The organism is Sulfitobacter sp. BSw21498, assembly GCF_006064855.1.
GTDB lineage: Bacteria > Pseudomonadota > Alphaproteobacteria > Rhodobacterales > Rhodobacteraceae > Sulfitobacter.
In genome coordinates, this window is the sequence record NZ_CP040753.1 from 2,150,888 (window position 1) to 2,162,743 (window position 11,856).

Sequence of the window (11,856 nt, forward strand, 5' to 3'; positions counted from 1 at the left end):
GTCACAGCCATTCAGGAATGGTATCGCGATTTATCATTTCGTCAAAGGTCGGGCGTCGGCGGATAACCGCAAATTGATCGCCATGGACCAAGACCTCGGGGATCAGCGCGCGCGAATTATATTCGCTGGCCATCACCGCGCCATAGGCACCTGCGCTGCGAAACGCCACCAGATCGCCTGCAACCAGCTTTGGCATCATGCGCTGTTTGGCAAAGGTATCACCGGATTCGCAGACTGGTCCGACGATGTCATAAGGCTGCTGCTCTACCCCCGCCTCGGCTTCGACGACGGGCACGATGTCGTGGTAGGCGTCGTACATGGCGGGGCGGATCAGGTCGTTCATCGCGCCGTCGATGATCAGGAAATCGCGGCCCTCGCCAGATTTGACATAGATCACCTCGCTCACCATCAGGCCCGCGTTGCCCGCGATCAGGCGGCCCGGTTCGATCTCGATTTCGCAGCCCAGATGACCAAGCGTCTTTTGCACCATCGCACCATAGTCTGTGGGCAGTGGCGGGGCCGCATTGCTACGTTCATACGGGATGCCCAGACCCCCGCCCAAATCCAGACGGCGGATGGTATGCCCGTCGGCACGCAGCTGTTCTGTCAGCTCGGCAACCTTCTGGTACGCCAGTTCGAATGGCGTCAGATCGGTCAACTGGCTGCCGATGTGCACGTCGATGCCCACGACCTCCAGCCCCGGCATCGCGGCGGCCATGCGGTAGACTTCGCGCGCACGGGCGATGGGGATGCCGAACTTGTTCTCGGACTTGCCGGTGGCAATCTTGGCGTGCGTTTTGGCGTCGACATCGGGGTTCACACGGATCGTGATCGGCGCGACCTTGTTCATAGAGCGTGCGACGGCGTCCAGCACTGCCATCTCGGGTTCGGATTCGACGTTGAACTGCCGGATGCCGCCTTCGAGGGCGAGCCGGATTTCCGACACTGTTTTGCCAACGCCTGAAAAGACGATCTTGTCACCCGGTACGCCTGCCGCCTTGGCACGCAGATATTCGCCCGCCGACACCACATCCATGCCCGCACCAGCCTGTGCCAGCGTTTTCAGAACCGCCTGGTTTGAATTCGCCTTCATCGCGTAGCAGACCAAATGGTCCATCCCGTCGAGCGCATCATCAAACGCCTTGAAGTGGCGCAAAAGCGTGGCGGTTGAATAGACGTAAAAAGGCGTGCCGACCGCGGCTGCGATTTCGGATACGGCGACATCTTCGGCGAACAGCGCGCCATCACGGTACAGGAAATGATCCATGTTTTCGGGCTCCTAAGCTTTTCCCGCCGAAAGCTGCCGGCGATATTTTAAAGGCGGCGGACCGCAGGAAAAGAGACAGCGGCAGACCATTGCCTACCCCAATACCAAAGGGCGCGGGAATGGCAATCAGCGCCAATCGCCCCAAAGGTCAGAACGTCTTGGAAACACCGACATCCACATGCCCCGAGACATGCACCCCGGGTTGGTAGTTACTGCGGTTCTTGCGGGTGCTGGTGTCCGTCGCGGGGGGGTAGGCGCGGCTGTCATAGGCAGATGGCGCATGGGCTTGCGGGCCGTCACAGCCCGCCAGCAACACGGTCGCGATCACAGCCAGAGCCGCCGCGCGGATCATAGCGCCGCCCCCAGACCCAGCCGGAACGGGCCGCGGCCAAGGGTGACAGCCGTCCCGACCGACATGCCTGACGACGACAGCGTCACCGTGCTATTCACCTGTGGCGGCACGGGTTCCCCGTCCACACCACAGGCAGCGAGGGTCAGCAACAAGGCAATAACGGCGACGGGTTTCATCCGATGATCCCTTTCCAACGGGCCACCTGCGCGCGCACTTGTGCAGGTGCGGTCCCGCCATAAGACATACGCGAATTGACAGAATTTTCCACGCCCAAAACGTCAAAGACGTCCGACGTGATGTCGCCATGAGCGGATTGCATCTGCTCCAGCGTCAGGTCCGGCAGGTCGCAGCCGTTCTGTTCGGCCAGTGCTACCAACGATCCGGTGATGTGGTGCGCATCGCGGAACGGCAGCCCCAGCACGCGGACCAGCCAGTCGGCCAGATCCGTCGCGGTGGAAAAGCCCGACCCCGCCGCTGCCGCAAGGCTTTCGCGGTTGGCGGACATATCCTTGACCATGCCTTCCATCGCGGCCAGTGCCAGCATCAGGTTGTCGGCGGCGTCAAAGACCTGTTCTTTGTCTTCCTGCATGTCCTTGGAATAGGCCAGCGGCAGCCCCTTCATCACCATCATCAGCGCCACATTGGCCCCCATGATGCGACCGATCTTGGCGCGGATCAGCTCTGCCGCGTCGGGGTTCTTTTTCTGCGGCATGATGCTGGACCCGGTCGAGAAACGGTCCGACAGGGTCACGAAACGGAATTGCGCCGACGACCAGATCACCAGTTCTTCGGCGAAACGGCTCAGGTGCATGGCGCAGATCGACGCCGCGCCTAGGAAATCCAACGCAAAGTCACGGTCGCTGACCGCATCGAGCGAGTTGGCCGACGGGCGGTCAAAGCCAAGCGCCTGCGCCGTCATGTCGCGGTCGATTGGAAAGGATGTGCCAGCCAGTGCCGCAGCGCCCAGCGGCGATTCATTCATCCGTGTCCGTGCGTCCCGCATACGGCTCAGGTCGCGGCCAAACATCTCGACATAAGCCATCATGTGATGGCCCCAAGTGACCGGCTGCGCGGTTTGCAAATGGGTGAAACCGGGCATTACCCAATCGGCCCCGGCCTCTGCCTGATCCAGCAACGCCTTGATCAACGCCAACAATCCGCTTTCGGCGGCGTCGAACTGGTCGCGGGTCCACAGCTTGAAATCTGTCGCCACCTGATCGTTGCGCGACCGGCCCGTGTGAAGACGCCCTGCCGGTTCGCCGATAACTTCTTTCAAGCGCGCCTCGACGTTCATGTGAATATCTTCCAGCGCGGCCGAATAAGCGAAGGTACCGCCCTCGATCTCTGACAACACCGTGAGCAGGCCTTTTCGAATGGCGTCGGCATCGCTATCACTAATGATGTCTTGTGCAGCCAACATGGCGGCATGGGCGCGCGACCCGGCAATGTCCTGGGCGGCCATACGCTGGTCAAACGAGATCGAGGCGTTGATCGCCTCCATGATCGCGTCTGGTCCGGCGGCAAAACGGCCACCCCACATTTTGTTCGAAGTCGTTTCGGTCATCAGGCAACCCCTCGGAGGGAAAATGAAAAAGATTATGCTCGCGCTCGTTTATACGGCCCTTGCCCTTGGTGCAAACCCCAGCTTTGCCCAAAGCGCCGACATCAAGACCCTTCGCGACGGTGATATGAAGAAACTGGTCGTCCACGGTTCCCCCGTCGCCACGTCGTCTGTCGCATTCCAGCTCGAGGACGACGGCGGCGAAACCACGCTTGAGGCATGGCAGGGCAAATATGTGCTGGTCAACTTCTGGGCCACATGGTGCGCGCCGTGCCGCAAGGAAATGCCCCAGCTGAACGCGTTGCAAAAGGAATTCGGCGGGGATGATTTCGAGGTGCTGACAATTGCGACAGGCCGCAATACGCCTGACGGGATCAAACGGTTCTTTCAGGACGCGGGTGTCGACAGCCTGCCCCGTCACCAAGACCCCAAACAGGCGTTGGCCAGCCAGATGGGCATCTTCGGGCTACCGATCACCGTGGTGATGGACCCTGAAGGTCGCGAGATTGCCCGCCTGCGCGGCGATGCGGATTGGTCCAGCGACAGTGCAAAAGCCATCGTTCAGGCGTTGATCGCGGGCAAGACAGACAGCTAACCCCACTGCAAAGCAGGCGGTCCGGCGGCGTCAGGCGGCGTGCGCCAGGATCGCCGCTTCGGACATCGAAAGATTGCGCCGCGCATAGCCGCCATAGGTATGCGGATCGGACCCAATCTGGGGGAACTGGTCCAGCAGACGCGCACGGTCTGCGGCGTCTAATGCTTCCAGCGCGGCAGAGGCCGGGTGAAAGCTCTCGGTCTCGACGCCGTTGGCCCAAAGCACCTCGTGGAAATCAAGCAGCAGGTGGATATAGGTTACCTCGCGCGCGTGGGCATCGATGGTGACACTGCGCCCGTTCACCAGATCACGTGCGGTGACCAAGACCTCGTCGGTGTTAAACAGCGCGTGTGCGACGGGGCCTTTCACCAGCATCCGGTGGCTGGGCGACACCAGCAAATCCGCGTCAGGCCGCGCAGCCCCCAAAGCATTGGCGCGAAAGCGGACAGGCCGCAGCTGAGGCATGGCGAACAAACGTGCGCCGCTCATCCGGCGGCTGCCAATCCAGCGCACGGGTTGCAGGCCGTTATCCTTAGTCTGGATCAAATCGTCTTCGCGCAGATGCTCGATGAGGCGGGCACCGTCGGCGGTGCGGATCATCGTACCGGGGGTAAAGCAGATCACCCCGCTGCTATGCTGCGCCGCGCGATCTGCAGCGGCTGTATTCAGCGTATGCGAAACCACCCACAAATCAGTGTTACGCGGCGGCAGTGCGTCGAGGAACATCAGCAGCGGCTGGCTGCCCTGCCCGACTTCGATCACCGTCACCAGATAGCTTTGCGCCCCGTCGGTCACGGTAAAACTGTTGTCCATCAACGGGGTGTCACGGTCGCTGGCAAAGGTCCGGTGTGGTGGCACGGTGCCGTCCAACGCAGTCCCCACCAAACGATGCACCATCCGCGCAGCCCGTCTGCGCAGGTCACCTGCTTCGTCTGCCTGATCCAGCCGCAACACGTCATTCGGCCCGTCAACGCGAAGTGAATCGCCCCGCCACGCCCAAGCTGCCCCCACCTTCAGGGATTGCACCGGTGCGGCGTCCAGCCCGTCTATTTCTGTCTGCGACCAGCTTATGACAAACGTGCCTCGAAAGCCCGTTTTGACCACTGCTCTGATGCCTCGTCGTATTATTTCGTATTATTATTGACGCAACGGTATCAAAGCCATCGCCAGCTGGAAAGAACGAATCAACGCGCAGGCCGCGCTTTGAGGGTCAGAATACCAGTTTGAGGCGCACCGAGCCCACCAGCTGGTTGTCGGGCTGCGTCTCGTATTCCTTGCCCAGCCACGTCAGACCATAAAAGGCCGACGCACGCTCGCCCTGCCAATGCACCCCCGCACGCACACGATCCCGGCGCGATGTCAGGTCATAGCCACGGTCCGACGGCAGGAACACACTGTCGCTGACCCGCGCCATATCCGCCCCGATAACAAAGCCAAACCCCGTCGCGTCAGTGTTCTGCACCACGCGGTAACGGTGGCCGGTGGTGCTGTCGCGCACCAAAAGCTCGCCCCGCGTGATATCGCCAAAGGTCAGATCAAAGCCCACGCGCATGAATGTCTCTATCCCCGCTTGCCCTTCGACAAAGGGGCGCAACGTTGTCCGCGCGCCAATCGGAAAGCTGCGAGCCGCCTCGACCAGAACCGTGGGGTGAAAGCCGTCTTCGATCTGGTTATCCAGCACCCGATCCGAGGGCGAGGTCGCGTCGATTAGATCGTGAAGCCCCCGTTGCAGGTCATCCAGATGGGTCTGCGGACCTGTGGCATAGATCGCGGCCCCGACCGAATATTCGACGCTGTCACGTTCGAAATGCGTGTGCACCCCGGCAGACAACGCACCGGCCCAAGGGCGCGATCCAGGTCGCGGGCGACGCAGGCTCGCGGGGGCCAGCAGCTCTACCCCCAAACGCAGCTCGATCAACTGCCCAAAGCGGTCTGGCAAGCGACCTGTCCATTCTGGCCCCCAGACACGCGAGGACACGTAGGAACCGGTCCGCTCGCGATCGCGGAACTCTGCGATGGCGTCATTGGTGATCAGACGGCCATAGCCAAGGCGCATCCGTTCTGTCGCCTGTGCATCCATGGGAAGAAGCAAAAGCGCGGCCAATACCGGCATAAGAAATCGCAGCATCGTCTATCCTATCGCAAAGGCTGTGAGGGTCGTCGTCCGTTGTCCCTTTGCTAGCGTGCCCCGCCGCGTCACGCCATCCTTGCTACATTTTTCTCGGGCGGGCGTGTCCTTGGCGCACAGACCGATTGCGCCATACCGACAATACGCTAACATAACGACAGTGAAAACCAGTCTCGAGGCCCCGATGTCAGACCCAAAATCGCACCCATCCCGCCGTATCGTATCGTCCCGCCACCTTGCCGAGGGCGAAGGATGGGAGGCGTCCGAGCTCGAATACGGGATGATCATTGCCTACAACGCCTTCTCCCGCTGGATGTCGCGTTGCATGGCGGCGGCGGGCAATGCCGATCTGACGCCGCTTGAAATTCTGGTGCTGCACAACACCAACCACCGCGACCGTGAAAAGCGGCTGACGGACATCTGTTTTTTGCTGAACATCGAAGACACGCACACGGTGAACTATGCGCTGCGCAAACTGCTGAAGTCCGGCCTGCTCGATGCAGAGAAACGTGGCAAAGAGGTGTTTTATCGCACCTCCGCCAGCGGCGCCGAGCTGATAGAGACCTACCGCGCGGTGCGCAACACCTGCCTGATCGACAGCATGGGGCGCACCGATATCAAGGGCGATGACCTGCGCGAGATCGCGGCGCAGCTGCGCGCGATCTCGGGTCAATATGATCAGGCCAGTCGTGCGGCGGCGTCGCTTTAACCGCGGCTGCCAAGGGTGCTGGCGGCGCGGGCCAGTTCGGTGATCGCCGCCCAATCGCCCTTGCGCATCAGATTGTCCGGCGCGACCCAGCTGCCGCCCGCGCAGACGACATTCGGCAGCGACAGATAGCTTTCCGCATTCGCGGGGCTGACGCCGCCTGTGGGGCAGAACCGCACCTGTGGCAGTGGCGAAGACAGCGATTTCAGAAACGGCGCCCCACCCGCTGCTTCGGCGGGGAAGAATTTCAGCATGTCATAGCCACGTTCATACAGGCGCATCGCCTCTGACGCGGTGGCGGCACCGGGCAGCATGGGCAGCCCCAGATCTTCGGCCGCCTGCAATAACTTGTCCGTGGCACCGGGGGACACACCAAATGTCGCCCCCGCATCCACCGCACGCTTGACGTCATCAGGCGTCAGCAACGTGCCCGCCCCCACAATGCCGCCTTCGACCTTTGCCATTTCGGCAATGACCTCAAGGGCGGCATCCGTGCGCAACGTCACCTCTAGCGCGGGCAAACCGCCGGCGACCAACGCTTCGGCCAAGGGACGGGCGTGCAGCACGTCATGCACCACCAATACCGGCACGATGGGCGCACGTTTACAGATGGCATAGGCAGCGGCGCTGGCGTCTTGCGGGGTCATCGGGTCATCCTCTGGTCAGGTTCAAATGCTGCTGGCGCCGGTATCGGCCGTGCCAACTGTGTTGCGGAAAGTGGCAAACAGCTCGCGCCCCTGCCCGTATTCATTGCCCGACAGATCAGCCGTGGTGACCGGACGCTCCATCGCGCCGGGGGTCAATACCGTCAGCTGCCCGTCGCGGGCATCGACACGCACGATATCACCGTCTTGCAAACGTGCAATCGGTCCGCCGTCCACCGCTTCGGGGCAGACGTGGATCGCGCTCAGCACCTTGCCCGACGCGCCGGACATACGCCCGTCGGTGACCAGCGCCACCTTCAACCCGCGCGCTTGCAGGTTCGCCAGCACCGGTGTCAGGCTGTGCAGTTCGGGCATGCCGTTGGCTTTGGGCCCCTGAAAGCGCACGACGACGATGACGTCTTCGTTGAACTCACCGTTGCGATAGGCGTCTTTCACGCTTTCCTGATCATGGAACACGCGGACCGGCGCTTCGACAATGTGATGCTCCGGCTTCACGGCAGAGACCTTGGTGACCGCATTGCCCAGATTGCCCGCCAGACGTTTCAACCCGCCCGTGGGCTGGAAGGGGTCGCCAATGGGGCGCACGATCTTTTCGTTGAGCGTCTTGGTCGGCCCCGCCACCCATTCGACAGCACCGTCTTTGAGCTTGGGATCTTGGGTATAGCGCGACAGCCCCTCGCCCGCGATCGTTTTGACCTCGTCATGCAGCAAACCGCCCGACATCAGCTGCCCGATCATAAAGCCCAAGCCCCCCGCCGCGTGAAAGTGGTTCACGTCGGCCAAACCGTTTGGATAGACCCGCGCCAGCAGGGGCGTGACATCAGCCAGATCTGAGAAATCCTGCCAGTCCAACACGATACCACCGGCCCGCGCCATGGCGACAAGGTGGATCAGAAGATTGGTCGACCCGCCCGTCGCATTCAGCCCGACGATGCCGTTCACATAGGCCTTTTCGTTCAGGACATCGCAGACAGGCGTATATTCATTGCCCAGATGGCTGACAGCCAAAGCCCGCTGCGTGCCCGCCACCGTCAGCGCATCGCGCAGGGGCGTGTTGGGGTTCACGAAGGACGCCCCGGGCAGGTGCAGGCCCATGAATTCCATCAGCATCTGGTTGGTGTTGGCCGTGCCGTAAAAGGTACAAGTGCCCGGCCCGTGATAGGCCGCCATCTCCGAGGCCATAAGCTCTTCGCGGGTGGCTTCGCCTGCGGCAAACTTCTGGCGGACGATCGCCTTGTCATCGTTGGAAACACCCGATGTCATTGGCCCCGCTGGTAGGAAGATCGCAGGCAGATGACCAAACGCCTGCGCGGCGATGACCAACCCCGGTACGATCTTGTCGCAAACCCCCAGATAGATCGCGGAATCAAAGGTGTTGTGGCTCAGCCCGACCCCCGCCGCCATGGCGATGATATCGCGCGAAAACAGGCTCAGCTCCATCCCCGGTGTGCCTTGGGTCACGCCGTCGCACATGGCAGGCACGCCGCCCGCAACCTGTGCCGTACCGCCCGCGGCACGCGCTGTATCACGGATCAACGTGGGGTAGCGTTCAAACGGCTGATGCGCCGACAGCATATCGTTGTAGGTCGTGATGATCCCGATATTGCCGGCCGACTGCGTCGCCAGGGCCGCCTGATCCTGCCCCGCACCGGCATAGGCATGTGCCTGCCCGCTGCACGACAGATGCGCCCGCGCTGGCCCGTCTTCGGCGGCGCGACGCATCCGCGCAAGATAGGCATCACGGCTTGGCGCGCTGCGTTCGATGATCCGGTCGGTGACGCGGGCTACGGTCTCGTTCAACATCAGGCTTCCCTTCGCGGCGGGGGTTGACCCTAGGGGCCTCCCTGCAAATACGTGAGTATGTTAGCGCTAACTTATCACACCAGAGTGCCGTTTGCAAACCCGTTGCCGTCACAGGCAAACCGAAGGGTGAAAATTGTCTTTCCCCGCCAAAACAGGTGGCCTACACAATTCGAATGACACAAATTGACCCTCCCTTTCTGATCGGCGTTGATGGCGGCGGCACCGGATGCCGCGTCGCTGTTGCCACCCCCGATGGCCGTATCCTTGCCGAAGCCACAGGGGGTCGCGCGAATGTCAGCACAGACTGCGCCGCCGCAATCGACAACATCCTGACCGCCACCCGCGAGGCAGTTGCGCAGGCGGGTCTGGACGTGTCCCATATGTCCCGCGCCGTGGCGCATCTGGGGCTCGCAGGGTACACAGGGCCCGAATTGGGCCCGCGCGTGCAGGCCGGTCTGCCCTTTGCCAAATCCGTCGTGACCGAAGACACGACCACCACCCTCGTCGGTGCCGTGGGTGCGCAAGACTGCTATCTGATCGCGCTTGGCACAGGCACTATTGTGGGCCGTCAGAAGGCAGGTGTGCAAACATGCATCGGCGGCTGGGGCTATCAGGTGTCGGATCAGGCCTCTGGCGCGTGGCTGGGGCACGGGGTGCTGGAACAGACGCTACTGGCCGTTGACGGAATCACCCCCGCCAGCCCGCTTTCACAACAGATGCTGGATAGGTTCAGCGGCGGCACGGGCATCGTCCAATTCAGCCTCAAGGCGCGACCCGGCGACTTCGCCACCCTCGCCCCTGATGTGGTACAGGCCGCCGCAGAGGGCGACAGCATCGGGCGGGCGCTGATGGCACGCGGGGCTGACTACCTGACCCGCGCCCTAATCGCGCTGGATCACCAGCCCGACGACCATCTGTGTCTGACCGGAGGGGTCGGCCCGCACTACGCCGCCTATCTGCCCGAAACCCAGACCGCTCATCTCATCGATGCCAAGGGCCGTGCACTGGACGGGGCGATCGCGCTGGCCTTGCGCGCAGCCCGCGAAGGAACCCGCCCATGATTGCCTTTACCGGAGCCCGTGTGTTCGACGGCCAGACGCTGTTGGTCGATCATGCGCTGGTGGTCGATGCCGGCGGCGCGACCAACATCATGCCACAGGCCGAGCTGCCACAGCGCACCAAGACACATCCGCTTGCAGGCGGCATCCTGTCGCCCGGTTTTGTTGATCTGCAAGTGAATGGCGGCGGCGGGGTGATGCTGAACAGCGCCCCTGATCTGGCCACGCTGCGTATCATGGCCACAGCACACCGGCGGCTTGGCACCCATGCGCTCCTGCCCACGCTAATCACCGATACGCCCGCCCACAGCCGCGCCGCCATCGCCGCCGTGACCGAGGCGCTGCACCAAGGCATTCCCGGCATCGCGGGCCTCCACCTTGAGGGGCCGCATCTGTCCGTTGCCCGCAAAGGGGCGCATGATGGTAGCCTGATCCGCTCTTTGACGGCTGACGATATATCGATGCTGACCGACGCTGTCGCGCAAATCCCGAACCTGATAATGACCCTCGCCCCCGAGAACGCCACCCCCGACCAGATCGCGGCGCTGACCGAGGCAGGCGTGCTGGTATCGTTGGGGCACAGCGATTGCGATTACGACACGGCGATGCGCGCCTTTGATGCGGGTGCCCGCATGGCGACGCATCTGTTCAACGCCATGAGCCAAGCCAACGCCCGCACCCCCGGTCTGGTCGGGGCCGCGCTGGATCATCCGCGCGTGGCTTCAGGGCTGATAGCGGATGGCGTGCACGTGCATCCTGCGATGATCCGCGCAGCACTTGCCGCCAACCGTGGCGCGGAGGAGGTGTTTCTGGTGACCGACGCAATGGCGACCGGCGGCTCTGATCTCACCCGCTTTACCCTGAACGGACGCGAGATCTTGCGCCGCGACGGACGGTTAACACTGGCCGACGGGACGCTGGCAGGGGCCGACCTGAGCCTGCTTCAAGCCGTGCGGTACATGCATGAAACGGTGGGCGAGCCTCTCGAGCGATCCCTTGCCCGCGCCACGGTGATCCCTGCCGGCATCCTGCCGAAACCTCCGGAACTGGACCACGCCAAAGCGATGATCTGGATCGCGGATGACCTGACATCTCTGCGCTGGCTGTCCGAGCTCTAACACCCGCCCACGAGAAAGGCGGCGCAGGTTTCCCCGCGCCGCCTCATATTTTTGCGTCAGTCACGCGTCGCGCAACGCCCCGATGATCTGGTCGAACGCCTCGCGGGCCTTGGCCCGCATTTCGTCGTCCGTGGCATCCTGAATAGGATGCGGCACCAGCACATAGCGCGCGCCCTCCATGCCTAACGCCTTGCGCTGCGTTTCAGCGGCTTGGCCGAACACGCTCGAAGCGATAGAAACAGACGGGATCCCCTGGATTTCAAACCAGACTGTATCGTGCATACTGCACGTGGTACATGATCCTCAGTCCGCCAGCCCTTCGACCAGAAAGTCGCATTCATCGCGGATCTGGTGGCGCAGCGTGTCGGGGCACGGTTTGGCGAAAGTCGGCTTGGTATAGTGCCGGATCTCAACGCCGGGTGCGTTTTCGGTCAGCAACCTGTCCAGTTCATCCAGCAGGATATTGCCACGTGGCTTGCTGATATTCAGCAGCCCGACAACCCCCTGCACCGAACCGGAACGTTCGCTGATCTGACGCGCGACGGGGACACGTTCGTCCGTCGGGTCAAGAATTATTGTCATTCACGTCCTCCTCTGCTGTGA

The 11,856-nt window shown here is 62.4% G+C and carries 13 protein-coding genes; 4 read left to right on the top strand and 9 right to left on the bottom strand.

Annotated elements, in window-relative coordinates:
* Position 1: 1 nt before the first annotated feature.
* The 4 genes from lysA to argH all read right to left on the bottom strand — a co-directional run bounded on the left by lysA (position 2) and on the right by argH (position 3,183).
* Entirely contained in the window at positions 2–1,267 is a 1,266-nt protein-coding gene (gene lysA, locus E5180_RS10425) for a diaminopimelate decarboxylase (RefSeq protein WP_138924321.1), read from the bottom strand.
* A gap of 148 nt (positions 1,268–1,415) precedes the next feature.
* Positions 1,416–1,619, bottom strand: a complete 204-nt coding sequence (locus tag E5180_RS10435) for a hypothetical protein (RefSeq protein WP_138924322.1) — start codon at positions 1,617–1,619, stop codon at positions 1,416–1,418.
* Positions 1,616–1,795, bottom strand: coding sequence for a hypothetical protein (locus E5180_RS10440; RefSeq protein ID WP_093731374.1), 180 nt, complete (start codon positions 1,793–1,795; stop codon positions 1,616–1,618). Before E5180_RS10440 ends, E5180_RS10435 begins: the two co-directional genes overlap by 4 nt.
* On the bottom strand, positions 1,792–3,183 hold the full coding sequence (gene argH, locus E5180_RS10445) for an argininosuccinate lyase (RefSeq protein WP_138924323.1): 1,392 nt from the start codon (positions 3,181–3,183) through the stop codon (positions 1,792–1,794). The genes E5180_RS10440 and argH overlap by 4 nt, the downstream gene beginning before the upstream one ends.
* 22 nt (positions 3,184–3,205) lie before the next feature.
* On the opposite strand from argH, the gene E5180_RS10450 reads away from it, so the two are divergent.
* Entirely contained in the window at positions 3,206–3,775 is a 570-nt protein-coding gene (locus E5180_RS10450) for a TlpA disulfide reductase family protein (RefSeq protein ID WP_138924324.1), read from the top strand.
* A 30-nt stretch (positions 3,776–3,805) separates the two neighbouring features.
* Here the strand turns inward: E5180_RS10450 and E5180_RS10455 are convergent, their stop codons facing one another.
* Together E5180_RS10455 and E5180_RS10460 are read right to left on the bottom strand one after the other, a co-directional pair.
* Positions 3,806–4,879, bottom strand: a complete 1,074-nt coding sequence (locus E5180_RS10455; protein ID WP_138924325.1) for a Hint domain-containing protein — start codon at positions 4,877–4,879, stop codon at positions 3,806–3,808.
* A 106-nt stretch (positions 4,880–4,985) separates the two neighbouring features.
* Positions 4,986–5,903, bottom strand: a complete 918-nt coding sequence (locus tag E5180_RS10460; RefSeq protein WP_138924326.1) for a lipid A-modifier LpxR family protein — start codon at positions 5,901–5,903, stop codon at positions 4,986–4,988.
* A 184-nt stretch (positions 5,904–6,087) separates the two neighbouring features.
* Between E5180_RS10460 and E5180_RS10465 the strand changes: the two genes are divergently transcribed.
* A complete protein-coding gene (locus tag E5180_RS10465; protein WP_171048980.1) occupies positions 6,088–6,612 on the top strand; it encodes a winged helix DNA-binding protein in 525 nt (174 codons plus the stop codon).
* Here the strand turns inward: E5180_RS10465 and eda are convergent.
* The gene (eda, locus tag E5180_RS10470) at positions 6,609–7,256 is read right to left on the bottom strand and encodes a bifunctional 4-hydroxy-2-oxoglutarate aldolase/2-dehydro-3-deoxy-phosphogluconate aldolase (RefSeq protein WP_138924328.1); all 648 of its coding nucleotides are present in this window, start codon (positions 7,254–7,256) and stop codon (positions 6,609–6,611) included. The two genes, E5180_RS10465 and eda, sit on opposite strands and share 4 nt — an antisense overlap.
* A gap of 21 nt (positions 7,257–7,277) precedes the next feature.
* Positions 7,278–9,077 carry a phosphogluconate dehydratase gene (gene edd / locus E5180_RS10475; protein WP_138924329.1) on the bottom strand — a complete coding sequence of 600 codons (1,800 nt, stop codon included), beginning with the start codon at positions 9,075–9,077 and terminating at the stop codon, positions 7,278–7,280.
* A gap of 173 nt (positions 9,078–9,250) precedes the next feature.
* On the opposite strand from edd, the gene E5180_RS10480 reads away from it, so the two are divergent.
* Together E5180_RS10480 and nagA are read left to right on the top strand one after the other, a co-directional pair.
* Entirely contained in the window at positions 9,251–10,138 is an 888-nt protein-coding gene (locus tag E5180_RS10480) for a BadF/BadG/BcrA/BcrD ATPase family protein (protein ID WP_138924330.1), read from the top strand.
* The gene (gene nagA, locus E5180_RS10485; RefSeq protein WP_138924331.1) at positions 10,135–11,253 is read left to right on the top strand and encodes an N-acetylglucosamine-6-phosphate deacetylase; all 1,119 of its coding nucleotides are present in this window, start codon (positions 10,135–10,137) and stop codon (positions 11,251–11,253) included. The genes E5180_RS10480 and nagA overlap by 4 nt, the downstream gene beginning before the upstream one ends.
* Before the next feature lie 60 nt (positions 11,254–11,313).
* Here nagA and E5180_RS16005 read toward each other — a convergent pair whose 3' ends face one another.
* Positions 11,314–11,835: a UGSC family (seleno)protein gene (locus tag E5180_RS16005; protein WP_258182285.1), complete on the bottom strand. Its 522-nt coding sequence runs from the start codon at positions 11,833–11,835 to the stop codon at positions 11,314–11,316.
* Positions 11,836–11,856: the final 21 nt, after the last annotated feature.